The sequence below is a fragment of the Flavobacterium sp. genome, assembly GCF_004295795.1.
GTDB lineage: Bacteria > Bacteroidota > Bacteroidia > Flavobacteriales > Flavobacteriaceae > Flavobacterium.
In genome coordinates this window covers 1-25,542 of sequence record NZ_SEBR01000035.1, presented here as the reverse complement: position 1 = coordinate 25,542, position 25,542 = coordinate 1, and the positions used below count along the sequence as shown (strand labels likewise).

Annotated in this window: 26 protein-coding genes; 16 read left to right on the top strand and 10 right to left on the bottom strand. The window is 48.1% G+C overall.

The features are described 5' to 3' along the window. Positions 1–340: hypothetical protein (locus EOO49_RS18480; RefSeq protein ID WP_290848432.1), on the top strand; the 340-nt coding region annotated here is incomplete at its 5' end. 194 nt (positions 341–534) lie between these two features. Here the strand turns inward: EOO49_RS18480 and EOO49_RS18475 are convergent. The 6 genes from EOO49_RS18475 to EOO49_RS18450 all read right to left on the bottom strand — a co-directional run bounded on the left by EOO49_RS18475 (position 535) and on the right by EOO49_RS18450 (position 4,650). Then, on the bottom strand, positions 535–897 hold the full coding sequence (locus EOO49_RS18475) for a hypothetical protein (RefSeq protein ID WP_290848430.1): 363 nt from the start codon (positions 895–897) through the stop codon (positions 535–537). A 39-nt stretch (positions 898–936) separates the two neighbouring features. Next, positions 937–1,671 carry a head GIN domain-containing protein gene (locus tag EOO49_RS18470; protein ID WP_290848428.1) on the bottom strand — a complete coding sequence of 245 codons (735 nt, stop codon included), beginning with the start codon at positions 1,669–1,671 and terminating at the stop codon, positions 937–939. Between the two features lies 1 nt (position 1,672). Beyond that, positions 1,673–3,451, bottom strand: a complete 1,779-nt coding sequence (locus EOO49_RS18465; RefSeq protein WP_290848426.1) for a PspC domain-containing protein — start codon at positions 3,449–3,451, stop codon at positions 1,673–1,675. Beyond that, on the bottom strand, positions 3,448–3,786 hold the full coding sequence (locus EOO49_RS18460) for a PadR family transcriptional regulator (RefSeq protein ID WP_290848424.1): 339 nt from the start codon (positions 3,784–3,786) through the stop codon (positions 3,448–3,450). The genes EOO49_RS18465 and EOO49_RS18460 overlap by 4 nt, the downstream gene beginning before the upstream one ends. Further along, positions 3,783–3,983, bottom strand: coding sequence for a hypothetical protein (locus EOO49_RS18455; protein WP_290848422.1), 201 nt, complete (start codon positions 3,981–3,983; stop codon positions 3,783–3,785). The genes EOO49_RS18460 and EOO49_RS18455 overlap by 4 nt, the downstream gene beginning before the upstream one ends. 118 nt (positions 3,984–4,101) lie before the next feature. Then, a complete protein-coding gene (locus EOO49_RS18450; protein WP_290848420.1) occupies positions 4,102–4,650 on the bottom strand; it encodes a DUF4870 domain-containing protein in 549 nt (182 codons plus the stop codon). 220 nt (positions 4,651–4,870) lie between these two features. Between EOO49_RS18450 and EOO49_RS18445 the strand changes: the two genes are divergently transcribed. Then, complete coding sequence (locus tag EOO49_RS18445) at positions 4,871–5,329, top strand: DUF4442 domain-containing protein (protein WP_290848418.1); 459 nt, start codon at positions 4,871–4,873, stop codon at positions 5,327–5,329. Positions 5,330–5,404: 75 nt separating this feature from the next. Beyond that, positions 5,405–6,310, top strand: coding sequence for a TIGR01777 family oxidoreductase (locus EOO49_RS18440; protein WP_290848416.1), 906 nt, complete (start codon positions 5,405–5,407; stop codon positions 6,308–6,310). A 164-nt stretch (positions 6,311–6,474) separates the two neighbouring features. Here EOO49_RS18440 and EOO49_RS18435 read toward each other — a convergent pair whose 3' ends face one another. Then, complete coding sequence (locus tag EOO49_RS18435; protein ID WP_290848414.1) at positions 6,475–7,125, bottom strand: cupin domain-containing protein; 651 nt, start codon at positions 7,123–7,125, stop codon at positions 6,475–6,477. Between the two features lie 250 nt (positions 7,126–7,375). Here EOO49_RS18435 and EOO49_RS18430 point away from each other — a divergent pair, with 250 nt between their 5' ends. The 9 genes from EOO49_RS18430 to EOO49_RS18390 all read left to right on the top strand — a co-directional run bounded on the left by EOO49_RS18430 (position 7,376) and on the right by EOO49_RS18390 (position 17,441). Continuing rightward, entirely contained in the window at positions 7,376–7,924 is a 549-nt protein-coding gene (locus EOO49_RS18430) for a nucleotide exchange factor GrpE (protein WP_290848412.1), read from the top strand. Between the two features lie 65 nt (positions 7,925–7,989). Continuing rightward, on the top strand, positions 7,990–9,105 hold the full coding sequence (gene dnaJ / locus EOO49_RS18425) for a molecular chaperone DnaJ (RefSeq protein ID WP_290848410.1): 1,116 nt from the start codon (positions 7,990–7,992) through the stop codon (positions 9,103–9,105). A 1,556-nt stretch (positions 9,106–10,661) separates the two neighbouring features. Next, complete coding sequence (locus EOO49_RS18420) at positions 10,662–11,609, top strand: ABC transporter ATP-binding protein (RefSeq protein WP_290848408.1); 948 nt, start codon at positions 10,662–10,664, stop codon at positions 11,607–11,609. After that, entirely contained in the window at positions 11,606–12,904 is a 1,299-nt protein-coding gene (locus tag EOO49_RS18415; protein ID WP_290848406.1) for an ABC transporter permease, read from the top strand. Before EOO49_RS18420 ends, EOO49_RS18415 begins: the two co-directional genes overlap by 4 nt. A 24-nt stretch (positions 12,905–12,928) precedes the next feature. Further along, a complete protein-coding gene (locus tag EOO49_RS18410) occupies positions 12,929–13,066 on the top strand; it encodes a hypothetical protein (protein WP_290848404.1) in 138 nt (45 codons plus the stop codon). 510 nt (positions 13,067–13,576) lie between these two features. After that, on the top strand, positions 13,577–14,740 hold the full coding sequence (locus tag EOO49_RS18405) for a sigma-54 dependent transcriptional regulator (RefSeq protein ID WP_290848402.1): 1,164 nt from the start codon (positions 13,577–13,579) through the stop codon (positions 14,738–14,740). A 98-nt stretch (positions 14,741–14,838) separates the two neighbouring features. Next, complete coding sequence (locus EOO49_RS18400; RefSeq protein ID WP_290848400.1) at positions 14,839–15,969, top strand: DUF695 domain-containing protein; 1,131 nt, start codon at positions 14,839–14,841, stop codon at positions 15,967–15,969. Position 15,970: 1 nt separating this feature from the next. Continuing rightward, entirely contained in the window at positions 15,971–16,627 is a 657-nt protein-coding gene (locus EOO49_RS18395) for a DEAD/DEAH box helicase (protein ID WP_290848398.1), read from the top strand. Positions 16,628–16,661: 34 nt separating this feature from the next. Next, positions 16,662–17,441, top strand: coding sequence for an alpha/beta hydrolase (locus EOO49_RS18390; protein WP_290848396.1), 780 nt, complete (start codon positions 16,662–16,664; stop codon positions 17,439–17,441). Here the strand turns inward: EOO49_RS18390 and EOO49_RS18385 are convergent. Both EOO49_RS18385 and EOO49_RS18380 read right to left on the bottom strand, forming a co-directional pair. Then, complete coding sequence (locus EOO49_RS18385; RefSeq protein ID WP_290848394.1) at positions 17,418–18,311, bottom strand: archaemetzincin; 894 nt, start codon at positions 18,309–18,311, stop codon at positions 17,418–17,420. The genes EOO49_RS18390 and EOO49_RS18385 overlap by 24 nt on opposite strands. Before the next feature lie 10 nt (positions 18,312–18,321). Continuing rightward, positions 18,322–19,542, bottom strand: coding sequence for an MFS transporter (locus EOO49_RS18380; RefSeq protein WP_290848392.1), 1,221 nt, complete (start codon positions 19,540–19,542; stop codon positions 18,322–18,324). Between the two features lie 214 nt (positions 19,543–19,756). On the opposite strand from EOO49_RS18380, the gene EOO49_RS18375 reads away from it, so the two are divergent. The 3 genes from EOO49_RS18375 (at position 19,757) to EOO49_RS18365 (ending at position 21,764) form a co-directional block, all read left to right on the top strand. Continuing rightward, a complete protein-coding gene (locus EOO49_RS18375) occupies positions 19,757–20,284 on the top strand; it encodes a GNAT family N-acetyltransferase (protein WP_290848391.1) in 528 nt (175 codons plus the stop codon). Positions 20,285–20,286: 2 nt separating this feature from the next. After that, positions 20,287–20,862, top strand: coding sequence for a Crp/Fnr family transcriptional regulator (locus EOO49_RS18370; RefSeq protein ID WP_290848389.1), 576 nt, complete (start codon positions 20,287–20,289; stop codon positions 20,860–20,862). A 161-nt stretch (positions 20,863–21,023) separates the two neighbouring features. Continuing rightward, complete coding sequence (locus EOO49_RS18365; protein ID WP_290848387.1) at positions 21,024–21,764, top strand: SDR family oxidoreductase; 741 nt, start codon at positions 21,024–21,026, stop codon at positions 21,762–21,764. Positions 21,765–21,870: 106 nt separating this feature from the next. Here the strand turns inward: EOO49_RS18365 and EOO49_RS18360 are convergent, their stop codons facing one another. Beyond that, positions 21,871–25,104, bottom strand: a complete 3,234-nt coding sequence (locus EOO49_RS18360; RefSeq protein WP_290848386.1) for a reprolysin-like metallopeptidase — start codon at positions 25,102–25,104, stop codon at positions 21,871–21,873. A gap of 130 nt (positions 25,105–25,234) precedes the next feature. Here EOO49_RS18360 and EOO49_RS18355 point away from each other — a divergent pair. Next, on the top strand, positions 25,235–25,542 hold a 308-nt coding region (locus EOO49_RS18355), incomplete at its 3' end, for a hypothetical protein (protein ID WP_290848385.1).

The following is a 25,542-nucleotide window of genomic DNA, read 5'->3' as shown; positions in this document are numbered from 1 at the left end:
CCAGCGGGGCTTACTTTTGCCTCGCCGCAAAAGTAACAAAAGGGCGCGCGGCACGACCGATTTTGGCGACCTGACAGCCTTGGAAATTCGGGAATTAAAGGAACTCGCGGAGACTTTTTTGGTACGAGAACCTTTTTGGGTCGCTCAAACAGCCTTTAATTCCGCGAATTTCCAAGACGTCAGGTGCCCGCCAAAACGCTCAAATGCCGGACTAATCGGAAAGTGTCTATTGACATTTTCCTCCGCTAGCGCTTTGGAAAAATGTGTCTCCGAAACACCTTCTTTCCTCAATCGCAAGAATCGTATCCATAACGTCGTCACCGGAAACTTCTGGCTTTGAAAACCCCGAGTCCGGAACATCCAAATCTCGTCTGAGGTCGCATTTTCTTGCCAACGTCGAAACTCAGGATTTCGATCAAAGCCAACCGATTGTGTCCGTCAAAGACACACCTGTTTTTCGCTACGGAGACAACCAGAAGGTTCTCAAAACTGACAATTTTCCTACGGAGCCAATTTTTAGCGCCGCGAAGCAAGCTAAAAAGCAAATAGACACTTCCGATTAGTCCGCGGCCTAAGCACAAAACGCGGGCACCTGACGTCACGAAAATTCGCAGAAATGAAAAACTGTTTGAGCCACAATGGAGTTTCCGGCGAAAAAGCAGTTTCCGGCGAGTTTTTTTTCATTTCCGAATTTTTGGGGCTGTCAGGTCGCGTTTTTGGTTCAGCCGCAAGGCATTTTTGCTTCTTTTGTTGCCAGACAAACCGAGGCACGAGGTTCACTGAAACCTTTAAAAAACAATAAAAATCAATGAAGTAAAAGAAGTCCCCGCCGGACAGGCGACGAACTACAACATCCGGCAGCGAAGCTGCCGCAAACACAAAACGAGCAAAGCTCATTTTTTATCACGCTTCGAGAGAAAAAATCCGTAAAAAAAATTATTCTTTGGAAACGCTTCCGCCAGAACTCTCATCTTTAGTAAAAGACTTCGGCTCATTATTATACTTAACAGACCCGCCACTGGAAGCTTCTCCAGAAAGCTTCAAAATCGGATGCACGAGTATCGAGCTTCCCGAACTCGCATCGGCGGCGATTTCATTGGCAAGAAGATCACCCGCGGTAACGTGGCTGCCGCTTGAGGATGACGTAGAGAAGTTCAACGCTTTGCCCGAGACTTCGATTCCGCTTCCACTTGAGGAATCGGCGGTGAGTTTGTCGGCTTCTACCGAGACTTTGAGGTTCGATCCGCTGGAACTCGTGAGCTCGAGTTTTTCGCTTCTCAGGTTGCCTTCAGAAGTCATGGTCGATCCGCTTTCGGCTTCAAGCCCTTTTATCGTCGGCATTTTTACCGTGATTTTCTTGGAACTCACGTTCGAGTAACTGTTGAACTCGGTTGTGATCACGAGCGTTTTTCCGTCGAGTTTGGTCTCGATTTTGGGCAACAGGTTATCATCGGCCTCAATCACCACACTCACTTCGTCCGATTGGACGATCACGACATCAAGTCCGCGCTCTGATTTTACCGAGTCGAACGGCCCGTTGATTTTGCGGGTTTCGGTCTTGACGTTTCCGCTTCCGACGATTTCGTTATCGTTGAATTGCACGCAGGAGCTCGTTGTCAAAAAGGCGAGTGCCGCTGCGATTGTGGTGATTGATTTGACGATGTTTTTCATTTTATTCAGATTTGATGATTACTCCGTTTTCGTCCATTTTAAGGCTGGTTTTCTTACCTGTATTCTTGTCTGTGGCTCTGATGATCACGCCTTTGTCGTCAGCTTTGAGGATCGTCGCGTTCTCGTTGTTGAAGATCGTATCGGAATCCACGTCCACATCCATGTCGACATCCATGTCAACGTCTATCGGTTCTCCGTTCTCGTCATAGACATCCATGTCCTCAGGCGGACAGTTCAAACAGATCACCTTGTTTTTCTGGACCAGGTAATCGTAATCGCCAGACCAGTGAAGATTGAAGAAATTGTCGTCGCTCCAATCGAAATTCTGCATGCTTTGATCGGGTTTGAAATACATTCCTTCGGGCACATAAAGGTAGATTTTCACCTCTTGGTCGCGGAATTTGTCGTCGAGTTCCGTAAGCAGATAATTGTCTAAAGTTAGGCGATTTCCGTCAACCGTGAAATGATATTTGATTTTTTCGGCCTGCTTTCTCGCGTCAGACAATGAGCGTCCGTGGGCTACTTTCTCGATCTGCACGTAAGGGAAAACCTCGTCCGTTTTCAGGACTTCGATATGGACGTTGTTCGAATAGATCACGTCGCGGCCTTTCTCGTCCTGCACGAAAACGAAATTGTGCCTGTGGTCGATGTCTTTGGCATAGTAGTCGTTGAATCGGAACTTCACATAAAGCGTGTCGCCTTTGGCGATCATGATCTCGTGTTTTTCGACTTTCTTTCCGTCATAACCAATTTCGGTCGCTTGTTTGACGCCAAGTGTGATGGCGATTCCGACAGCGATCAACCAAAGTGCCAAAAGCGTGTATTTGGCGATGTTTCCGATCGATTTCAGATCCTTGACCAACAATTTGAGTCCGAGGATGAAAAGGAAGAATGTTGGAATTCCGAGCACAACGAAACCAAGCGTTCCGACTGCCCAAATCGGCACATCTGTATAATTTACGGCTTCGGCATATTTTTCCCAAGGCAGTGAAATCAGACTCGACGAACCAAGCGTGAACAAGCTGATGACGCCCAAGATCAACATTCCGGCAGAGAAAACCACGATGATCGCGCCCAGCACTTTAGCGAACGCGAGAAAGATCTTTCCCAGCACTTCGAGGATCGAGTTGGCGAACTTTTCGGCTCCGGTTTTTACTTGTCCGTAATCGGCATTCTTGATTTTTTCGGATACGGTGTCGAATTCCTCCCGCACTTTTTTCTCGATGTTCGAAATGTTTACGGGTTCGCCTCTCATCTCAAGTTTCTCGGCAGTCGTGACTGCGGCCGGAGTGACGATCCAAAGCACGAAATAGGCGATGATTCCGGTTCCGAAACCAGCGAAAACGAATACAAGAAACAAGATTTTGATCCAGACCGAGTCAATTCCGAAGTAATGTCCCAAACCGGTCGCCACGCCGCCAATCATGCCTTTCTCCGTGTCGCGGTACAACTTTTTCATGCGACGCGGCGCCATTTGATCGTAAGCAACCGAAGCTTTTGCAGGTTCGCCATCGTCTTCGAGACGGTAATCCTCGGGTTGTCCCATGATCGTGATGACTTCGTCGACTTCCCTTGAATTGATCACTTGGTTGGAGTGGTTGTGTTTTTCGGAAATGATCTCGGCGATGCGCATCTCGATGTCCTTGATGATCTCGTCCTGTCCGTTCGAGTTGTTCAGCGAACGCTTGATAGCCTCGAAGTATCGGCTCAGTTTCTGGTAAGCATCTTCGTCTATATGGAAGAATGAGCCACCTAGGTTGATATTTACAGTCTTGTTCATGATTGCGTTTTTTGATTGGTGATTATGTTTACGGCATCTGAAAGCTCTGTCCAGGTTCCGTTCAATTCATTGAGGAAGATTTTGCCGGTTTCTGTGAGTCCGTAGTATTTTCTGGGCGGACCAGAAGTCGATTCTTCCCAGCGATAGGTGAGAAGTCCATCGTTTTTCAGCCTTGTGAGAAGCGGATAGACAGTGCCTTCCACGACAAGCAATTTGGCGCTTTTCAATGTTTCGAGAATTTCCGATGTATAGGCTTCCTTTTCGCGAAGGACGCTTAGAATGCAGAACTCGAGCACACCTTTTCGCATCTGGGCTTTTGTGTTTTCGATATTCATGATGTGACGATTAAGGTTTGGGTCGGCCTTGTGAAAGTTGTCGTTTTGGCCGAAATGACATTGGTACTCTTTTTCATTCGGACAACTTTTACGGTTGTTGTTTCCGCTTTGGTCAAGTCGCTTCGTGGCGCCTGTCCGGTGATTTGCGCTAAAGCTCCCATGAGAAGCATGCTCAGCTTGGTGATGATTTTTAACATGGTCGTTTTTTGATTGATTTCCCGATTGATTAAGTCGGAATGATTGACGTTCTGGAATTGGTTTCCCCGATTGATTAAGTCAGGATAAATACTGGTTTGTCAGATGGAATGATGCGTTTCACCCGACGGTTTTTTCGTTTTCTGATGATGATTGAACTCCGTTGGAATCGATTGTATCTGTGGTCGCGGTTGGATTTTTATCCGATAAAGGTTCGACGTTTCTCAAAAATGGGATGCAAAGCGGGTATTTGTAGTAGTCGCCGTCCATCGTTTTTACCGATGCATAGATCACCAGGAAAAATTCGGCCACTTTCATGAAGCAGAACAAAACCGCGGCGATGATTGCCAGAATCACGACTCCGGAAATATTCTCCGGCGAAAGATTCGTGTGAAAGCTCTCGTCGTTGATCATGGCGCGAAAAGGCACGTGCTTGAAAATCGTGAAGAGCAAAATCGGGATGGCGATGATGGCAAGTGCGATCGTGTAGACCAAAAGGCTCAATTGAAAGTTGATCGACTGGCGTCCGTGGTGATCGATATATCTCGAATCTTTTTTGAGACTCCAGATCACGAGCGGGAAAATAAAATTCCCGAAAGGAAAAAACCATTGGGCGAAAGTGCTCAAGTGCACTAACATGGCTTGACTTTTTGTTGCTGATGATTCCATTGTGATTGATGATTTGATTGATTTTTCAGATTTTCCGGTTGTCAGATTCTTTCAATCCGATGATTGTTTTCCGATGACCTAGTAATTTCTTATGCAAATATATATACGAAAGACAGTATCTTGTTTTGCATAGTACTAATAATTAACAAAAAGTTAACAAATATTCGAAGTTCAGAAATGGTCCAAACTTGCGTATCTTAGCCTTAAATCACTAGTGTTTATGCGTCTTTCAGCCAGTCAACTCAATAAATTCCTGTTCTTCAAATTACCGTCGGCGTTCTTGTGTGGCGTTCGCGTGAAGGCAATCGATTCGGAAAAATGCATCACATCGGTCAAATTCAGATGGATCAACCAAAACCCGTTCAACTCAATGTATTTCGCAGTTCAGGCGATGGCCGCCGAGTTATCCACAGGTGCGCTTGTCATCGGACACATCAAGGAATCGGGACAAAAAATCTCCATGCTGGTTGCGACAAACAAGGCCTCGTTCACCAAAAAAGCCATCGGACGCATCACTTTCACGTGCAACGACGGGGACAAAATCAGAAAGGCGATAAACCAAGCGGCCGAAACCGGAGAGGGCGTAACGTGTTGGATGCAATCGATTGCCGTAAACGAAAAAGGCGAGCAGGTTTCTGTCATGGATTTCGAGTGGACGCTCAAGGCGAAACAGCGTTAAAAACTTGACAATTAACGTTCCTTTGCCCGTCGCGATTCGCATTCGCACGTACCTTTAAGCAAAACACCACTCAAAATGAAAGTATTGGTTACGGGCGCTACGGGACTTATCGGCAGGCAACTTTGCGCCAGGCTCGCGTCCCATCAAATCGATGTCAATTACCTTACGACAAAAAAAGCGGAAATCAGGAACGAGCCGCACTACAAAGGTTTTTTCTGGAATCTGGAAAACGAGATCATAGACGAAAAATGTCTAGAAGGCGTGACTGCGATCGTGCACTTGGCCGGAGCCAACATTTCCAAAAGATGGACGCGCGATTACAAAAAGGAAATTGTCGAAAGCCGTGTACTGTCGGCAAATCTATTGCTCAAATTACTTAAGGAAAATCCAAACGAAGTCAAGCAATTCGTGTCTGCATCGGCCATCGGAATCTACGAGGACAGCCTGTCGATCTACCACAACGAGGAGTCAAAAGACCTCGAGGCTTCGTTCATTGGCTGCGTGGTCAAAAAGTGGGAAGCCGCCGCCGACCGTTTTTCGGCCATAGGATTGAAAGTCGCGAAAATACGGACAGGTTTGGTTTTGGCACGCGAAGGCGGAATGTTGCAGGAAGTCGCGAAACCCGTCAAATTCGGTTTTGGAGCCGCTTTCGGAAGCGGGAAACAATGGCAATCCTGGATCCACATCGACGACTTGGTAAAAATGTACATAGCCGCAATCGAGGAAAGTTGGGAAGGCGTTTTCAATGCTGTTGCTCCGCATCCGGTGTCAAACGAAGATTTCGTCAAGCTTACGGCAAAAGTCCTCGGCAAACCCTTCTTCCTGCCCAATTTACCCGAATGGTTGCTCAAATTGATGTTGGGCGAAATGTCGACATTGTTGTTCCTGAGCCAAAAAGTGAGGCCCGAACGCACCAACAACCAAGGTTTCCGATTTCATTATGAACACCTCGAACCCGCACTCGAAAATCTTCTCAAATAAAAAAAGCTCCGTTTGTCGCGGAGCTTTTTCTATTACTAGGTGAATTAATAATTTTCTTCTAAAAACAAACATAAGGAAACGAAATCGAAATAGTGGTGGAAATTTCCATAATTTTTTCAACCGTTGCATTTCGATGGAATCTAAGCCTGGCACGCGCAGGAAATTCAAGTCGTCAATCCATATTTCTTCATCAAAGGTTCGCTTTTTTCGTGGTAATACGTAAGCCCGAATTGTTTGTCAAGCTCGGCTACGCGTCGGGCAATTTTCGGATCGTTAAAAGACACGTTTCGCGCAATGGCATCCGGGATTATCTTGTGGTACAATTCCTCCAGATACTCCTCGAAGTTCTGATTGCAATACATGTCGATCAGTCGCAAATTTTCATTTCCCGAATTCCAGACCACGTGAACGATTCCTCTAGGGCGCAAATGCCAGCTTCCGGCAGTAACTTCTACGACTTCTTCGCCCATTAGAATCGACGCCGTGCCTTCCATGAAATACATGAGTTCGTCGAGATCGTCGTGTTTGTGAGGCGAGCCCGCCATTTTTTTGGGAGCCAGAACCGCTTCCACGCACGAAAATTGCCTGTTGGTCTGTTCGCTGCGGATCAAGGTTCTCATGTTGCTTCCCATTGGGCCAACTTCCAGGGTCGCTTTGGGCGGAATCAGAAAAGGCAACGGCGCCTTTGTCGGTTTGGAATTTGATTGTATTTCCTTTTTCGGATTGTCGCAAGAAGTCAACGGCAAAAAAAGCGCCGCCGAAAACAGACTTAGCTTTTGGATCGCATCCCGTCTTGAATTTTGTTCTTCGTTCATGTTCAGTTGTTTATCGCAATTTCAATTTAAGGATTTATTGTTTGCGTCCGACAGAAAAACAGCTGGCGGAAATTCAGCGAAAATGGAACCGATGGAATTCGCTATCATCTATCCGCCTCAAAATAAAATTCCGTGACAATTTGACATTTATCCGCTTTTGGAATTACTTTTGCAACCTCGCGAAAAATCGCGGTTCCGAACGCCGGAACCGATGCGAAACCCAGAACGCAAAAAATCAAAAATACCAGCAATGGCAACAGATAGCACAGAAAACATAAACGACAATACACCCGAATTCGACGAGACGACACTAGAGGCGAATGCCAACGGCGAACAAGTAATTGTTGACCAATTGACAGTCGAGGAGCAACTTCGCGAAGATCTTGGCAAGGAAAAAGACAAGTTCCTGCGCCTTTTTGCCGAATTCGAGAATTTCAAGAAACGCAACGCCAAAGAGCGTGTCGAGCTTTACAAGACGGCCAATCAGGAAGTTCTGCTGGCGCTTTTGCCGGTTCTTGACGACTTTGATCGCGCTGTCGCGGAAATTGGGAAATCGGGAGACGAAAACCTGCTGAAAGGTGTTTCTTTGATACACGACAAATTCAAGAATACGTTGACATCCAAAGGTTTGGAGCAGGTCGAAGTGAATACTGGCGATACATTCGACGCCGATTTTGCAGAAGCCATAACACAAATCCCGATGCCGGACATGAAAGGCAAAATCGTCGACGTGATCGAAAAAGGCTACAAATTGGGCGACAAGATCATCCGTTTCCCCAAAGTCGTCACCGGACAATAATCTGCCCAAAATACCAGGCTTAATGCCGAAAGACAGCTAAACAAACAAGTTTTCAGCCAACGAAGATGAAAAAAGACTATTACGAAATACTCGGGATTTCCAAACAAGCCGATGCGGCCGAAATCAAGAAAGCCTACCGCAAGAAAGCGATAGAGTTTCACCCTGATAAAAATCCGGGCGACAAGCAGGCTGAGGAAAATTTCAAGACGGCAGCCGAAGCGTACGAAATCTTGAGCGACCCACAAAAACGCCAGCAATACGACCAATTCGGACACCAGGCTTTTAGCGGCGGCGGTGGTTTCGGCGGCGGACAACACATGAACATGGACGACATTTTCAGCCAGTTCGGTGATATTTTCGGATCGGCCTTCGGCGGCGGATTCGGAGGTGGTTTCGGCGGCGGCCAACAACGTCGCGCCAAGGGTAGCAACCTTCGCATCAAGGTCAAGATGACTTTGGAGGAAATCGTAAACGGAACCGAGAAAAAAGTCAAGGTCAAGCGAAAAGTTCAGGCGAAAGGCGTCACTTACAAAACCTGCCCAACCTGTAATGGACAAGGCCAGGTGATGCGCGTGACCAACACGATTCTTGGTCGCATGCAGTCGGCGGCGACTTGTCCGCAGTGCCAAGGCATCGGACAAATCATCGACAACAAGCCAAAAGACGCCGACGCTTTCGGAATGATTGCCGAAGACGAAACGGTATCGATCAAAATTCCCGCAGGCGTTTCTGACGGAATGCAACTCAAAGTCTCCAACAAAGGAAACGACGCTCCAGGCAACGGCGTTCCGGGCGATTTGATCGTCGCAATCGAGGAAGTCGAGCACGAATTCTTGAAGCGCGAGGGCGAAAACCTGCATTACGACCTTTACATCAGTTTCCCGGAAGCGGTTTTGGGCATCTCGAAAGACATCGACGCCGTAAACGGAAAAGTCAGGATCAAGCTCGAGGAAGGCATCCAATCCGGTAAGATATTACGACTCAAAGGCAAGGGCATTCCAAGCCTGAACAGCTATGGAACGGGCGATTTGCTGGTTCACGTAAACGTTTGGACGCCACGCGAATTGACCAAGGACCAAAAGCAATTTTTCGAAAAATCGCTGAACGACCAAAGCTTTGCGCCTTCACCGGAAAAGTCTGAAAAATCTTTTTTTGAAAAAGTCAAGGATATGTTTTCGTAATTGAAAAAACATTTTTATTTTTGACGGTGTTACTAGGTAACTAGTAATTTCTTTTTCATAGCAATTTTTCCCATCCTTGTGCAAATAAGGGTGGGTTTTTTTTTGCTTTTAAATTTTTTTTTGGGAGCTTTTTGCTTGCGCCAGTTCGCTTTTTAGAAGCTCGGGTCCGGCTGACTGGCACTAGCTTTTTTGCAAAAACCGGTTTTTCTAAAGTTTAAAACGAGCTTCCGTTGGTCGCTGTTTTAAACTAAGAAAAGCTCGGTTTTTTCTGCAAAAGGCTAGTTGCCGTCATCCGGGCTAATTCTTTTAGCCGCAAAATCTGTTTTCTCCACAATTTTCTGTGAAACCGAAACCTTTCGCTCTCGAGCCGCAGAGAACGAGCTGCGCTCGTTTGGGGTTTTTCGCCGGCTGCGCCGTCGCAGGCTTTGATTTTGATTCGTCGCCTGCCAGCGGGGCTTACTTTTACTTCATTGATTTTTATTTTTTTTTAACGGTTTCAGTGAACCTCGTTCCTCGGTTTGCCTCGCCGCAAAAGTAACAAAAAGGCGCGCGGCACGACCGATTTTGGCGACCTGACAGCCTTGGAAATTCGGGAATTAAAGGAACTCGCGGAGACTTTTTGGGTACGAGAAACTTTTTGGGTCGCTCAAACAGCCTTTAATTTACTACGCAAGCTCCGTCAGTTCGCGTTGCTCGGGTCGCGAATTTCCAAGACGTCAGGTGCCCGCCAAAACGCTCAAATGCCGGACTGATCGGAAAGTATCTATTGACATTTTTAACTTTGTTGAATCTTCGGGCCCGGAGATTTTTGTGAAACGACTTGCTATCTGCTCGGGCCTCGATTTCCTCCGCTAGCGCTTTGGAAAAATGTGGCTCCGAACACCAAATTTCCTCAATCGCCAGAATCGTTTCCATAACGTCGTCACCGGAAACTTCTGGCTCGATAGCCTGTGGTTCCAAACAAACGAAAGTCGTAGTAAGCCGCATTTTCGTAGTCGAAACCCAAGATTCCCAATCAAAGCCAACCGATTGTTTCCGTCAAAGACACACCTGTTTTTCGCTACGGAGACAACCAGAAAGTTCTCAAAACCCAAAAAATTCCTACGGAGCCGTTTTTAGCGCAGCGAAGCAAGCTAAAAAGCAAATATATACTTCCAATTAGTCCGCGGCCTAAGCACAAAACGCGGGCACCTGACGTCTTGGAATTTGGGAAAAAAGAGGCGTCAACGGTACAGTGCGTTGTTCGCCTCTTTTCCAAATTTCAAGGCTGTCAGGTCGCGTTTTTGGTTCAGCCGCAAGGCCTTTTTGCTACTTTTGCGGCCAAGCAAAAGTAGTCCCGCGGAAGGCGACGAAAGAAATTAAAAGCCAGCGACGGCGCAGCCGGCGAAAAAAAGTATCAGCATCGACGGCGCAGCCGGCGGCGAAAGCAAAGCAAAGCGGTGACGGCGCAGCCGGCAAAAAAACAAAAAAAGAAGTTTATTTTTTTCAGTGTAGCAAGTCAAACAAAACGCAAACCTCTTCGCATTTCATTACCTTTACAACAATAAAAAACCACCATGTCCAACATCCTCGAAGCAAGGAACGTCGTAAAACAATACGGCGACTACACCGCCTTGAATTCCGTTTCGCTTTCCGTGCCGCAAGGCAGCATTTACGGGCTTTTGGGTCCGAACGGAGCCGGAAAGACCTCCCTTATCAGAATCATCAACCAAATCACTTTTCCAGATTCGGGAGAAGTGTTGCTCGATGGGGAAAAACTGAGCCAGAAGCACATTTCCCAAATCGGTTATATGCCAGAGGAACGCGGGCTTTACAAGTCGATGAAAGTCGGCGAGCAATGCCTTTATCTGGCGCAACTCAAGGGTCTGTCAAAGCATGAGGCGAAACAGCAACTTGAATATTGGTTCGACAGGCTCGAGATAAAAGGTTGGTGGAACAAGAAAATCCAGGAACTTTCCAAGGGAATGGCCCAAAAAATACAGTTCGTCGTGACGGTTTTGCACAAGCCGAAACTGCTCATTTTCGACGAACCTTTTTCAGGATTCGATCCGGTGAACGCCAATATCATCAAGGACGAGATTCTCGAACTCAAGAAACAAGGCACGACCATCATTTTCTCGACACATAGAATGGAATCGGTCGAGGAATTGTGCGACGACATCGCGCTCATCCACAAATCGAACAAACTCATCGACGGAAAACTCATCGATGTCAAGCGAAAATATCGGACACAAAATTTCGAGGTCGGAATCCTGACTGACAATGTCGAAGGCCTGATGTATGACCTGACCCAGAAATTCATGGTTTCCCAAGCCGATTTCCGCTCGCTCAACGACGAGTTGAAACTCAGCATCCAAATTGGGAATTCGCGTCCGAACGAACTTTTGTCGCTCTTGACCAACCGCGGACAAGTCACGCATTTCGTAGAGAAAATCCCAAGCGTGAACGACATTTTCATCCAGACCGTAACGTCCAACAATCCATCTGAAGTCCTGCATTCATGAGCGCCATTTCCCTGATCATCAAACGCGAGTTCATCGCCAAGGTCCGCAACAAGTCCTTTATAGTGATGACTTTCCTGAGTCCGTTCTTGTTTGCGGGCATCGCTTTCCTAATCGGATATCTGAGTTCGATCCAGGCCGATGTCAAAAAAGTCGCGATCCACGACGAAACCGGACTTTTCGCGACCGAATTCAAAAGCGACAAAGACTTCAAGTACGAAGACAAATCGGCGATTCCCGTGAAGGCATTGCGCGACAGCGTGGCCTCGGGCGCTTACGAAGGCGTTCTGTACATCCCGAAAGTGGCCGACAACAAGAACCTCGAAAAAAACATAAGATATTATTCTGACGACGATCCCGGAATCGCGTTCGTGTCGAATATCGAAGACATCATCGCGACGAAAATCACCGAGACGAATTACGTCAACGCGAAGCTCGATACGACCCAGATACGAAACGCGAAATCGAATGTCGAGATCGGATTGTCCAAATCATCGGGCGAGGCCGGGCTCAAATATTTCAACGAGATCAAGATTTTTATCGGATGCGCTTTCGGCTATCTCATCATGATGTTCATCATCATTTACGGAAATATGGTCATGCGTTCGGTGATCGAGGAAAAGACGAACCGCATCATCGAGATCATCATTTCATCCGTAAAACCTTTTCAGTTGATGCTGGGAAAGATCATCGGGACATCGCTTGCCGGCGTTTTGCAATTCCTTATCTGGGCGATTATCGGAATGACTTTACTCCTGATTTCGTCGGTTTTCTTCAACGTCGCCCCGTCCAGTAATGTTTCGCCCGAAATGATTGCCGAAGCCCAGAACGCGACCGGAATCCAAACGTACATGAACGCGATTTGGACGCTTCCGGTTGGCACTTTGATCTTCTCGTTCGTCGTTTATTTCATTGGCGGATACTTCCTGTACAGCTCGTTTTACGCCGCCATCGGAGCCGCCGTCGACAGCGAGACAGATTCCCAGCAATTCATGTTCCCGATCATCATGCCACTCATGTTTGCCGTTTACATTGGCGTTTTTACGGTCATAAACGATCCGCACGGCACGGTCGCCACGACATTTTCGATGATTCCGCTAACGTCTCCAATCGTGATGCTCATGCGGATTCCGTTTGGCGTGCCTTGGTGGCAAATCGCGCTCTCGATGGGAATTTTGTTCGCGACTTTCTTTGGAGTCGTATGGTTCGCCGCCAAAATCTACCGCATCGGAATCCTTATGTATGGCAAAAAACCGACTTGGAAAGAGATGTTTAAGTGGGTGCGGTATTCGGAGTAGTTCAGTTGCAGATCGCAGATCGCAGTGGCAGTGGCAGTAGCAGTAGCAGTAGCAGTAGCAGTGGCAGTAGCAGTAGCAGTAGCAGTAGCAGTAGCAGTAGCAGTAGCAGTAGCAGTAGCAGTACCAGTACCAGCCGCCGCAGCCAGACGTACATCTTTTTAGGGCACAGTATTTCGGCTTAGTAACTGCCACTGCCACTATTTTTTTCTGCCTCTGCCACTTTTTCAAGGAAGCTATTTCCGGCTGCTTGCTCCAAGGTTTCTTCCAAAACCCGTTTGCCGCAACGCACAAAAGGAGCTTCCTTTGGTCGCTCTTTTGCCGCGGCGTCAAATCGGGTTTTGGTTCGAAACGCTTTTCACTGCATCCGGGCTAGTCAATTGTTCAACATTCAACATTCAACATTCGTTGTTCAACATTCAACATTCGTTATTCAACATTCGTTGTTCAAAGATTTCATATTTTCAATTTCGAATTGAATAATGAGTAACGAACAACGAACAACGAATAACGAACAACGAATATTGAACAACAAACAAAAAGCCACAAAAAAACTTTTGACGAATCCTTAACGCGGCGTTTTGGCAGAACTTTTGTAAATTCCCCAAAAGGGTTCCAAGCGAAGCCAAGGAACCGCATTTCCAAATTTCCGAATCATCTCATTCTCAAACCAAAATGTCCAAAATACTCCTTATAGAAGACGAAGCCGCCATTAGACGCGTCCTCGGGAAAATCCTTTCCGAAGAAAGCGACACGTATAAAGTCGAAGAAGCCGAAGACGGCGTGCAAGGTCTCGAAAAAATAAAAGCCACCGATTACGATCTGGTTTTGTGCGACATCAAAATGCCCAAAATGGACGGCGTCGAACTGCTTGAAGCCGTAAAAAAGATCAAGCCTGAAATCCCGATGGTCATGATTTCGGGTCACGGCGATATGGAAACCGCGATCTACGCGATGAAACTCGGTGCTTTCGACTTCATTTCGAAACCGCCAGATCTCAACCGACTGTTGAATACCGTGAGAAACGCGCTCGACAAAAAACAGCTCGTCGTCGAGAATAAGATCCTCAAGAAAAAAGTCAGTCGCAACTATGAGATGATAGGCACTTCGGAACCCATCAACCACATCAAGGAAATCATAGAAAAAGTAGCTCCAACCGAGGCACGCGTACTTGTAACCGGCCCAAACGGAACAGGAAAAGAACTCGTCGCGCATTGGCTGCACGAGAAAAGCGAGCGCGCGAACAATCCTTTGATCGAGGTAAATTGTGCCGCGATTCCGTCAGAGCTTATCGAAAGCGAATTGTTCGGGCATGTGAAAGGCGCTTTTACGTCGGCGGTAAAAGATCGCGCCGGCAAATTCGAGGCCGCTGACAAAGGCACGATTTTCCTGGACGAGATTGGCGATATGAGTTTGTCGGCACAAGCGAAAGTTTTGCGCGCGCTCCAGGAAAGCAAAATCTCGAGAGTCGGGGACGAAAAGGAAATCAAGGTCGATGTGCGCGTGATTGCCGCGACGAACAAAGATCTGAAACAGGAAATCGCCGAAGGTCGTTTCCGCGAGGATCTGTACCATCGATTGGCGGTGATTCTCATAAAAGTTCCGGCTTTGAACGACAGGCGCGACGACATTCCTTTGTTGGTAGAACATTTTGCGTACAAGATAGGCGAGGAGCAAGGCAAGGAAACCAAGCGCTTTTCGCAAGCGGCTTTGAAGTTGCTTCAGGAGTACGATTGGACCGGGAATATTCGGGAGTTGCGCAATGTCGTGGAGCGTCTTATTATTTTGGGCGGGAGCGAGATTTCGGAGAGTGATGTTACTTTATTTGCCAGTAAGTAGCGAAGTCTTTGACTTCGCGAGTTGTGTGAGGAAGTCTGTGACTTCCGTTTTACAAAAACGAAAACACCTACGCGGAGTTGCAAACTCCGCGCCACCCTATGCTAAACATCTTCAAGAACAAAGATCCCCAAATAAACTCATACGAAGATTTCTGGAACTGGTTCCTCCAAAATGAAAAGGCCTTTTTCAAAATCCTCAAGAGTCACGAAGAAGTCGAAAAGAACTTTCTCGACAAGGTTTTTTTTCAGCTGAACAAAATCAACAACGCCATTTTCCTGATGGCCGGAATGCACGACGGGGAAACTGCCGAGGTAATCTTCTCGCCAGACGGATCAATCAAGAACGTCGTCTTCACCGAAGAACTCATCGCGGCCGCGCCCAGTCTCAAACGCTGGAGATTCACGGCCTTGAAACCCGCGACGTTCGAGGCGAGCATCGATTTCGACGGCCACATTTTCTCGAGACGCGACCTGTCGTTTGTGGTAAACCAAACCGAAAGCCGTCCGGACGAGATCGATATTTCGGTGATCTATCCGGGAATAGACGAGTCGAACGCGAGCTCGATCACAAACGGGATTTATATTTTCCTGGACAATTTCCTGGGCGAACTCAACGCCATCACGATGCTCGATTCGGTTCAGGTCATTCCGGAGCCCGAAGCTTGGGCCGAGATCATTCCGATGGAAAAACTAAAGGAATACCTGCTGTGGCGCGAGAAGGAATTCGTCGAAAAGTACGATGGCACAAGGCGGAATACAGAGGAAGACGCCTACGCGACCTATCAATCCCAACTCGAAGACGGCACGCCGCTGATCGCACTTTTCAACACAGATCTGCTCGAGTGGGACGCAAAAGCCTCGCATCCGTGGATCATCCGGATCGAAATTGCCTACAATGGCGACGATTTCAACGGAATGCCTGACACCGGCGACTATGCGCTGATCAACGAACTCGAGCAATCACTCATGGATCATCTTCAGGATGCCGATGGATATCTGAACGTCGGGCGTGAAACCGGAGACAATTCATGCGAAATTTACTTCGCATGCAAGGAATTCCGAGAATCTTCGAAGATTGTTTCAGAAGTTTTGTCCAACTTTGCCAACGTTCTCGAAGTCGACTATCACATCTACAAAGACAAGTACTGGCAATCGCTCGACCGATTCCGTTTTGCCGAAGATGCAGACGATGACGATTTCAACGAAGACGACGATTTCAACGAAGACTAAAATGCAGCTGAAAAAAATAAACCCGAATCTCCAAAAAGCGCTTATCGAAGCCGGACTTTCCGAAGCGCGGGAATTGATAAACGACACATTCTCAACCGTAAAAAGCGGTGCTGATTGCGTCATCTCGTCCGCGAAAGGTTCGGGAAAAACGACTTTGCTCGTCATAAGTACGATCCAAAAACTCCAAAAGGCAGAAGGCGAAAGCACGCGTGCGCTGATCGTGGTCGAATCCAAGGAAAAAGTACTCGAAGTCATGGCGCTTTTTTCGGAATATGCCAAATATACTGACTTGCGGATCATCGGTGTAAACGACAAAACCGATATCGACGAGGAAAAAAACCAGATTTCTGTGGGAATGGACATCATCGTCGGTACGCCTCACAAGATCAACGCACTTTTTTCCACTGCCGGATTCAATTTGACGACCATCCGATTTTTTGCCGTGGACGATTCCGAAGTCATTTTCAAGAATAGACTCGACGCCGTAATCCTGCGTCTGGCGATGAGCGTTTCCAAAACCCAATATGTTTTCGCGTGCACCCAAATCACGGAAAGAGTCGAAATCCTCGCCGACAAAATCATGCTCGAGCCTTTATTTTTCGAACCCGATGACGAAGATTCGGACGAAGACGAAGAACACGATGGAGAAGAAGAATAGAAAAGGACGTTTTTTACGAAGAACGTTGCGTGTGTTGGCAGTTTTGCTACTGCTTCACTGCTCGATCCTGACCTTGATGTACTTTTTCCAGGAAAAGCTCATTTTCCATCCGCCGCCGGCTTTGGCCAAAGATTACAAATTCGATTACGATGCCGATTTCGAGGAAGTCAACATTCCGACTTCGGGAAAAGCAACCTTGAACGGACTGCTTTTCCATACCGAAAAACCGGCGAAAGGCTTGGTTTTCTATCTTCACGGAAACGGCGGCTCGCTCGAAGGTTGGGGTTACATGAGCGACGTTTATACCAAATTGGGTTACGACCTGTTCATTCTCGACTACAGAAGTTACGGCAAGAGCACAGGCGAAATTACCGACAAGGACGAATTTCTGAACGACATCAGGACGGCTTACGTCGCGATGTCCCAAAAATATCCGCAGCAAAAAATCGTCGTCGCGGGATTCTCGATCGGCACCGGGCCGGCCGCATGGTTATCATCTGTAGAACATCCAAAAATGCTGATCCTGCAAGCGCCCTATTTCGATCTGGCGTCGATCGCGACCAAGCGTTTTCCTATGGTTCCGACCTCGTTGTTGCGTTACAATTTCACGACTTCCGACTACCTCAAAAACGTAGAATGTCCGGTTTACATGTTTCATGGCACTTCCGACAATATCGTCGCTTATGAGAATTCGGTTCAGATCAAAAAGGAAAACCCAAAAGTGAAATTCTTTACGATTGAAGGTCTCGGACACATGAAATTCAATGACGATCCCGAATTCCAGACTGAACTAGCGCGGCTTCTGAATCCTTAAATTCGACGCTTCCAAAAAATCTTCCCCGAGCAAATCGGCTGTTCCGAGGTTGTGGCCTTTCATAAAACCATAAAGTTCCGAGGCGCGTTTAAAGTTGTCATACCGCAAATTCCACGTCAATTTCTTCTGGCAATCGCTGCAAATCCGGTTCGGACTTCTATCGGTTTCCGGCAGATTGTTGCTTCCGTTCATCGCGCATTTGGCAAAAAGACAGTGCCGAAGCGAAAGCATGTGCCCAATCTCGTGAGAAGAAACGTTGATAAGACGCCTGGCGAACAATTCGAAATTTCCATCCTGCAACCGATAAATCGAAGAAACACCGATCCGTTTTTCGTAAGAAGCTTGTCCAAAAACGTAATTCCATTCGTCCGAAGGATAAAGATCTTTTTCAGAAATCGCCATGATCGCCATTGCGTCGTCGGAAATTTCAGGTGCGAGAATTTCGTCGAGAATATACGTGGTTTTGAGCTGTTCGTGCCCAAGGTTCTGTCGGCGTGAATCGGACGCAATGTCCGAATCGGAAATCGCCGCAAGCACGACAGTTTTGCGCTGGAAGAAAATGGCGAGATACTCGCGCGTCAATCCGATGGCTTTGTTCTGCACAGCATCGAATTTCCCGATAGGTTGCAGATAAATCACGTTTTGGTTTCCACCGGGAACAAAAGTGCTGCCCGAAATATAGTCCTCGAAAGTCTGTTTTTTCTCGTGGTGTTGCTGCCGCCAATCGCCAAATTTCGCCTCGTCCAGAGGTTTGTCGTTTGGGGCGATCGCTTCGAGGTAATCGGAATCAAACCCGGAGAAAGCTTCCTTGCCAGATTTTTTATCGGAACAAGAAACCAAGACCAAAGACAAGAAAAGAAGTTTTTTCATACGAAAGGCGTTATCGGATGCCTTTCACGAATTTAACCAAAAGCGAAATCCCAATCCCAAAACAGGCTACGAAAGCGAAGGAATAGCGCAAACTCGATTGTTCGGCTATGTATCCGATTACGGGCGGGCCGGTCAAAAATCCAAGGAAACTTACGCTCGTCACGACCGTCAAAGCCGCGCTCGTCGGGATATTCGGAGTCGATCCGGCGATAGAGAACACGATCGGGAAAATCATCGAAACCCCAATTCCGACCAACATGAACGAAAGCGTCGCAGGAATCAGATAAGGAAATGCGACAGAACAAGCCAAGCCGAAAGAAACCGTAATGCCACTGACGAGCAAAATCAGGCGTCGGCCAAATCTTCCCACCAATTTATCGCTCAAAAAGCGGCCGCTGGTCATCGTGATCATGAACGCCGAATAGCCAAGCATCGACAGCGCGCCATCGGCATGCACGACCTCGCGAAAGTAAACGCCGCTCCAGTCGTACATCACGCCCTCGCTGGTTCGGCAGCAAAACGCGATTACGCCAAGCCACACCAAAATGCCGCCAAAACTTGCGAAAAATCCGGTTTTTTGGCTGTCCGTTCTTGGCTTGGCCTTGACCAGAAACTTGAAATTCGTGGCCACGATCACCAGGACGATCAAAGCCGTAAAGCAAAAATGGATCGCCGGAGAAAGTCCGAGACCGTTCATTGCCATAGCGGTCAAAGCCCCGAAAAATCCGGCCAAGCTCCACGAGCCGTGAAACGAACCCATGATCGGTTTCGGGAAAAGTCCTTCGGCATAAACACCTTGCGTATTGACGGCGATGTTGCAAAAGTTGCCCGCGACGCCAAAAAGCACGAGCGCCAAAGCCAATTGCCACGATTCCCGCGAAAATCCAAGCAGGCACAAAGACGCGGCATAAAACAGAATCGCGATAATGGAAACCTTGATACTGCCGTATTTGGTCACGGTTTTGGCCGAGATAGGAAGCGCGATCAATTGCCCGATCGGAATCGCGAACAAGATCGTTCCCAAGTCGGCTTCGCTCAAATCGAGGTTGTTCTTGATATCGGGAATACGGCCCGCCCAAGACGAAAATGTGTAACCCATTCCAAAATAAAACAGCGTCACGGCCAAACGCACGCGGTTCAAATAAGACTGCTTCGCATTGCGGAAAGACTTTTTGTACTTGGGTTTGGGCAAAATCTTGTCGAGAAAATTGCTGTAATCGATTAAGGGCATGTGTCGAAGTTTGCTGCAAATTTAAGCATTCAGATTTTAAAGATTTGGGCGTTGCGCCGAATCGAGTGCCAATTCCAATTCAAGTTTTTGCGGCGCCGGGCTATCCGCTTTATCTTTTGCTGGGAAACTATTTTTTAGACACTTCTCTAGATTCGGCAAAAGGATGCCGCTGTTATCCCTAACGCAATACGGCCAAAATGTGTAAATTTCGGCTATGGAAAACATTCAAACCGCGCGACTGTTGCTTCGTCCGTTAGGGCCAGAAGATCTCGACGGGCTTTTTGCCCTGGACTCAAATCCCAACGTCCATACCTATTTGGGCAGGAATCCGGTCACGTCCAAGGACGAGATTGTCCAGGTCATTTCTGGCATCCAACAACAATACAAGCAAAACGGCATAGGAAGATGGGCCGTGATCGAAAAAGCCACGAACGAATTTTTGGGTTGGGCTGGCCTAAAACTTCAAAAGAACACCAACGGACGCGAAGCCTATTACGACTTCGGTTATCGTTTACGAGAAGAATTCTGGGGAAAAGGGTATGCCACCGAAGCCGGAAAAGCCTGGATCTCGTACGGTTTCGAAAAGATGAACTTACCCGAAATCAACGCGTATGTCTCGGCAGGAAACGCCGCTTCGAGAAAAGTGCTAGAGAAATGCGGCCTCGTCCATACAGAGAATTTCGAACACCAAGGCGAACCCGAATGTTGGTATGAAATCCTGAATCCGACTTTAAAAAAATGACCATGTTCGAGATTTTCTACGCCTATTTCAATTCGAAGTTTGTGCTGTCGCAAGAAGATTTTGCCGCGATCGAGCAGGTCGCCATCACAAGAAAATTGCGAAAAAGACAGTATTTGCTGCAACAAGGCGATGTCTGGAAATATGACGCTTTCGTTTGCAAAGGACTTGTGAGAACCTATCGCGTGGACGAAAAAGGCCAGGAGCACATCATCCAATTTTGTCCTGAAAACTGGTGGACGGGCGATCGCCACAGTTATGTCACGGGCGAACCGGCGCGCTACAACATCGAGGCTTGCGAAGATTCCGAAGTGATCCTGATTCCAAAACAGGACTTTCAAAGACTCAGGATGCAACTTCCGGCTTTGGGAAACTTCCTGTACGATCTGCTCGAGCGCAGTTTCATTTCGCTCCAAAACCGCGTCAACTCGAACATTATGCACACAGCCGAAGAAAAATACGACCAATTTCTCAAAACTTATCCGGATATGGCCAACCGCGTGCCGCAACACATGATCGCGTCTTTCCTCGGGATTTCGGCCGAGACTTTGAGCCGCATCCGAAGCCACGTCAAAAAATAGCCATCCAAATTCCGACACCGCCAAAAGCCTTGACATTTATCAAGGTTTTTTTATGCTTTTTATCAAGGGAACGAAGTGGTTGTTACACGCAACTTTGTAACTGTAAACCAAGAGAGAAAACGGTTTACGAATCACTGAAGTTCATCTTAAAAATAAAGATCATGTCACAACTTATCGACAAATCAGCATTGGTTACAGGCGGAAGCCGCGGAATCGGGGCAGCCATCGTGAGAAAATTGGCCCAGCAAGGAGCGAACGTCGCTTTCACTTATTTGGGAGCAGAAACGCAAGCCGTAGCGCTCATATCGGAAATCGAAGCGCTTGGCCGCAAAACCGTGGCGATAAAAGCCGACAGTTCAGATGCTTCGGCAATTGAATCGGCAGTTCGCAAAACCGTCTCGGAATTCGGAAAACTCGACATTCTGGTCAACAACGCCGGCGTGGCGATCATGGCGCCACTAGACGATTTTACGCTTGAAGATTTCGACAAGACATTTGCAGTAAACGTCAGAGCGCCATTCGTCGCGATCAAGGAAAGTGCGAAACACATGCAAAATGGCGGCCGAATCATCAACATAGGAAGCATAAACGCCGACCGAATGCCGTTCGCCAACGGTGGCGTCTACGCGATGAGCAAAGCCGCGATCCAAGGATTGACAAGAGGTTTGGCGCGCGATCTCGGTCCGATGGGAATTACTATAAACAATGTTCAGCCCGGTCCGGTCAACACCGATATGAATCCGCAAAATGGTCCGTTTGCCGAAGTCCTCAAAACCTATTTGTCCGTCGGGCGTTATGGAAAACCCGAAGAAATCGCCTCGATGGTCGCGTTTCTGGCAGGTCCCGATTCAGGTTACATCAACGGATCAAGCCTCGACATCGACGGCGGTTTCGGAAACTGATCTCACTTGTAAAAACAAAAACAGCCGGCATCACACCGGCTGTTTTCCTATAAAATCGTTTCAGGCAAAATTCTGCCTCCGCCAATGTTATCTGGCTTTCGACCGATTATTTCACAATGAATTTCTTGACGTTGCGTCGGCCTTCGCTCATGACTTCGACCATGTAAACGCCGGCTTCGACGTTGAGATTGACGTTTTGCACGAGAATGCCGCCGCTTGAAACCGCTTTCTTGTCGAAAATGCGTCGGCCTCTCATATCGTAGACATTGAACTCGAAAGTACCGCTGTAACCCGAAAGTTGGATGTTGAAACTTCCGTTGTTCGGGTTCGGATACAAACCGAATTCCAAAGGCTGGTTGTCCTGGATCGCCAACGCCGGCTCGATGCTGCACAAATTGAGCGTCCACGAGTTGATGGCGCCACCATCTTCCGGATATTCGTCGAAAACCTCGAGCGCCCATTGGCCTTGGCTGGTTTCTCCGATCAAGTTCGAAAGCGGCGTCACTGACTTGTAAGTTCCGTTGATCGCTGGCGTTCCGGCGCTGCAGTTGAGTGTCGCTCCGTTGTCGTCGAACGTGGCCAACACGTCGTCGGCGTCACCGCAAACGTGGCTGAAAAGTACGATCTGCGTGCCCGCCGGACTGTAAAGGCTCACTTCCATATCGGTTACCCAAGTGTGCGAAATGTCCATGGAAACAGTTGCTTTCTGGATTGGGAAAGCATCCGCAACAGACAAAAATCCGAGCACCGTCACTGAATCGTCCGATGGAATTTCCACAGGAACATCCGCAGCCACGAAATTGTCGCATTCCAATTGACCCGTGTCGAACTGTGAAGCTTGGCTGAAAGTGCCCTCGCAGCCCGCATTCTTTGGTTTGACGCGCCAAAAATAAGCCGTCGCTTCGGTCAGTCCGACGAAAGAATAGGAGTTCGTATTTATGGTAGTCGAAATTACGGTCGTGGCAAAAGTCGCATCGGTTGCGATCTGCACATCATAAGCCGACGCGTTCGCATCTGCATTCCAGTTCAAAACGCCTGATGTCGCAACACCTTCGGCACCATTGGCAGGTTGCGTCAGGGCCAGGTTCGCGAAATTCGTGCTCAACACATTGAGGTAAACGGTAGACGTTTTCACGATGCTTCCCGAGGTTCCCGTAATCGTGATCGCATAAGTTCCGGCGGCAGACGTTGCCGTATTCGAAACCAAAAGCGAAACCGTTCCGTTCGAGCTTGTCGAAGCCGGACTGAAAGTTGCTGTCGCGTTTGCAGGAAGTCCGCTTGCGCTGAAAGTTGTCGTTCCAGTGAATCCTGCCACATTCGAATAATCGAAATTGAACGTCGCGTCAGTTCCTTGGCAAGCGTTCACGTTTTGGGCTTGGGACGCCAAAAGGAAAGTCGCCGTAGCAGCCGTAATCGCAAAATTCTGGTTCGAGACGTCATAGAAAATATTCGCATTTCCTCTTACCATGATGCGGTTTGCCGTGCCCGGAATGTTTGGGATCGTCACGGTTTCAGATCCGTCGTTCGGAACGTTTTGCGCCAAGACGATGTTGAAGTTCAGTCCGGCATTCGTCGATAGCAAGATGTCGACGGTTGGCGTATTGACACCATTCCCAGTCGTTCCTGCAACGTTCCAGGTAACGGTTTGGTTCGAAGCCGCTTGCCAGCTCACGGCCGAATTCGGAGCCGTGACGACAAAAGGTCCGGCGGTTCCGGAAACCGTGATCTTGTTGTAATCTGTAGTCGATTCACCACCGTTCGGATTGTTGTCGCGCACCGTGAAAGCGAAGTTGTAGACGCGTGCCACGTTCGAGATCACTTCCCAGGTAGGCGTGAGGTTGTTGGCCAGAACATCCGAAAGTTGCGGCATATAGCGAACCGGAACATCCGTGATGACTTGCGGCTTGAAGTTTGGACCGTTCGTAGCCGTAGCCGTTGGCGGTTGCGTGGAAATTTCCTTGTCGTATTGTTCCCACATATAAGTAAGCGCGTCGTTGTCGGCATCGACCGACGAACCCGTGAGAATGAAAGCCGTACCACGGGGAATGGTATAGTCGATTCCCGCATTTGCCGTAGGGCGACTGTTGTTGTTGGACGTTATCGCCGCGCAACTTCCGCCGTTTCCGTTGATCGTGTTCCTGATCTGGATGATGCTTCCGGCGAAGAATTGTGCGTTCGAATTGTTTTGGATGTTCGGCGCGCAAATTCCGGCGTAAGCCATGATCGAACTTCCCGAACCCGGCTCGTAAGACCAATTGCCGTCGCGGTTTCCGCCGCACGAATTGTTGAACGTGTGAGCCGCGCCAAATTGGTGACCCATTTCGTGAGCCACATAATCGATGTCGAAAGGATCGCCTACAGGTGCGCCAAGTCCGGTTGCCCCGAATGCTTTCGCTCCTTCGGCACAAGGCTGTCCGCCGCCGAGTCCACCGCCCGAAGTTCCTACGCCGTGTCCGAAATCGTAGTTTTCCGTTCCGATGATCGCGTCCATCGTTTCCTGGGTTTCGTTGATGAGTGCGCCCACGTCGTCGTCGGTCAAATCATCCGAATCGACGAAAATAATGGCTTCCTCGTTCGGAATCAACTGCAAAAACACCGAAAGATCGCGTTCATACATTGAATTTACTCGCGTCAAAGTCGTTGCGACAGCCGCAAGAACCGCCGCTTTTTTCTGGGCCAAAGTGCCAGATTGCACGCCGGCCTGATCAATGTGAAATGCCGAGTATTCGACTGTCGTCACGATTCCGGTGCGATACGTCCTGTAAACGCCGTTGTCTAGCGGAAGCGCGTTGCTGTCCTCGATTCTGAGTTCAGGTTGCGAATCCGAAGTGAGGCAAGCAAAAGTTCGCGAAGAAGTCAAGCCCTGTCGCGCATAAGAAACGTAATATTGGCCGTCGCTCGAAAAAGGATCGATGTAAGAAGTGCCGTCGTTCGCCGCCAAAGTCATTGTGTGAAGCCCGAAAATCGTAACGCTGAAGCGGATGATCGACGAGCGGTTTTCGACACCTTGCCCAATATAGGACTTGATGTCAGGATGTTTCGCCGCTAAATCCGGATGCAGTACCGGCGCTTCCCAAATCCTGAAATGCTGTAGGTTTCCGCTTGCGTCGGGAAAAGGCAAAACCAGACTCGTGTTCTGGCCGCGCATTGGCGCTTGTGTCAGCGATTGCTTCAACGCATTGAGGTCGAGCTTGTAGAAGTGCTGGGTTTTGGGAAATGAGGTACGTTCCTTTTTCCCTGATCTCGCTGCTTCGTTCTCCGAAACCTTTTGCCACAAATCTTGCGCAAGGGCCGAAAATACTGAGAAAAGCAACAATAGCGTAAGTAGTTGTTTTTTCATTTATAGTAGTTTAGTTGGCTAAGATAAGGAATTGGTGTTGAGGTGGTTTTAATTGCAAATTTTTTATTTTTTTGAGCTTTTTCCGGCTGCCTGGCACTAGCTTTTTTGCAAAAACCGGTTTTTCTATGGCTTGAAACGAGCTTCCGTTGGTCGCTGTTTCAAGTCAAGAAAATCACGGTTTTTTCTGCAAAAGGCTAGTTGCCGTCATCCGGGCTACGATCGCCCTGAAACAATTTTCCTTTTTTTCCATTATTTTCTGTGGAACCGGAACTTTTTCTCGCTCTCAAAACGTAAAAAAATAAGCTTCGCTTATTTTGCTTTTTTCGGCAGCTGCGCTGCCGCCTGCTTTGATTTTGATTCGTCGCCTGCCAGCGGGGCTTACTTTTGCCTCGCCGCAAAAGTAACAAAAAGGCTCGCGGCACGACCGATTTTGGCGAC

What these genes read in the sequence shown, in the direction of transcription:
- EOO49_RS18475 (WP_290848430.1), bottom strand. Translation starts at nt 897, where the DNA reads ATGAGCTTTGCTCGTTTTGTGTTTGCGGCAGCTTCGCTGCCGGATGTT.
- EOO49_RS18470 (WP_290848428.1), bottom strand. Translation starts at nt 1,671, where the DNA reads ATGAAAAACATCGTCAAATCAATCACCACAATCGCAGCGGCACTCGCC.
- EOO49_RS18465 (WP_290848426.1), bottom strand. Translation starts at nt 3,451, where the DNA reads ATGAACAAGACTGTAAATATCAACCTAGGTGGCTCATTCTTCCATATA.
- EOO49_RS18460 (WP_290848424.1), bottom strand. Translation starts at nt 3,786, where the DNA reads ATGAATATCGAAAACACAAAAGCCCAGATGCGAAAAGGTGTGCTCGAG.
- EOO49_RS18455 (WP_290848422.1), bottom strand. Translation starts at nt 3,983, where the DNA reads ATGTTAAAAATCATCACCAAGCTGAGCATGCTTCTCATGGGAGCTTTA.
- EOO49_RS18450 (WP_290848420.1), bottom strand. Translation starts at nt 4,650, where the DNA reads ATGGAATCATCAGCAACAAAAAGTCAAGCCATGTTAGTGCACTTGAGC.
- EOO49_RS18445 (WP_290848418.1), top strand. Translation starts at nt 4,871, where the DNA reads ATGCGTCTTTCAGCCAGTCAACTCAATAAATTCCTGTTCTTCAAATTA.
- EOO49_RS18440 (WP_290848416.1), top strand. Translation starts at nt 5,405, where the DNA reads ATGAAAGTATTGGTTACGGGCGCTACGGGACTTATCGGCAGGCAACTT.
- EOO49_RS18435 (WP_290848414.1), bottom strand. Translation starts at nt 7,125, where the DNA reads ATGAACGAAGAACAAAATTCAAGACGGGATGCGATCCAAAAGCTAAGT.
- EOO49_RS18430 (WP_290848412.1), top strand. Translation starts at nt 7,376, where the DNA reads ATGGCAACAGATAGCACAGAAAACATAAACGACAATACACCCGAATTC.
- dnaJ (WP_290848410.1), top strand. Translation starts at nt 7,990, where the DNA reads ATGAAAAAAGACTATTACGAAATACTCGGGATTTCCAAACAAGCCGAT.
- EOO49_RS18420 (WP_290848408.1), top strand. Translation starts at nt 10,662, where the DNA reads ATGTCCAACATCCTCGAAGCAAGGAACGTCGTAAAACAATACGGCGAC.
- EOO49_RS18415 (WP_290848406.1), top strand. Translation starts at nt 11,606, where the DNA reads ATGAGCGCCATTTCCCTGATCATCAAACGCGAGTTCATCGCCAAGGTC.
- EOO49_RS18405 (WP_290848402.1), top strand. Translation starts at nt 13,577, where the DNA reads ATGTCCAAAATACTCCTTATAGAAGACGAAGCCGCCATTAGACGCGTC.
- EOO49_RS18400 (WP_290848400.1), top strand. Translation starts at nt 14,839, where the DNA reads ATGCTAAACATCTTCAAGAACAAAGATCCCCAAATAAACTCATACGAA.
- EOO49_RS18395 (WP_290848398.1), top strand. Translation starts at nt 15,971, where the DNA reads ATGCAGCTGAAAAAAATAAACCCGAATCTCCAAAAAGCGCTTATCGAA.
- EOO49_RS18385 (WP_290848394.1), bottom strand. Translation starts at nt 18,311, where the DNA reads ATGAAAAAACTTCTTTTCTTGTCTTTGGTCTTGGTTTCTTGTTCCGAT.
- EOO49_RS18380 (WP_290848392.1), bottom strand. Translation starts at nt 19,542, where the DNA reads ATGCCCTTAATCGATTACAGCAATTTTCTCGACAAGATTTTGCCCAAA.
- EOO49_RS18375 (WP_290848391.1), top strand. Translation starts at nt 19,757, where the DNA reads ATGGAAAACATTCAAACCGCGCGACTGTTGCTTCGTCCGTTAGGGCCA.
- EOO49_RS18370 (WP_290848389.1), top strand. Translation starts at nt 20,287, where the DNA reads ATGTTCGAGATTTTCTACGCCTATTTCAATTCGAAGTTTGTGCTGTCG.
- EOO49_RS18365 (WP_290848387.1), top strand. Translation starts at nt 21,024, where the DNA reads ATGTCACAACTTATCGACAAATCAGCATTGGTTACAGGCGGAAGCCGC.
- EOO49_RS18360 (WP_290848386.1), bottom strand. Translation starts at nt 25,104, where the DNA reads ATGAAAAAACAACTACTTACGCTATTGTTGCTTTTCTCAGTATTTTCG.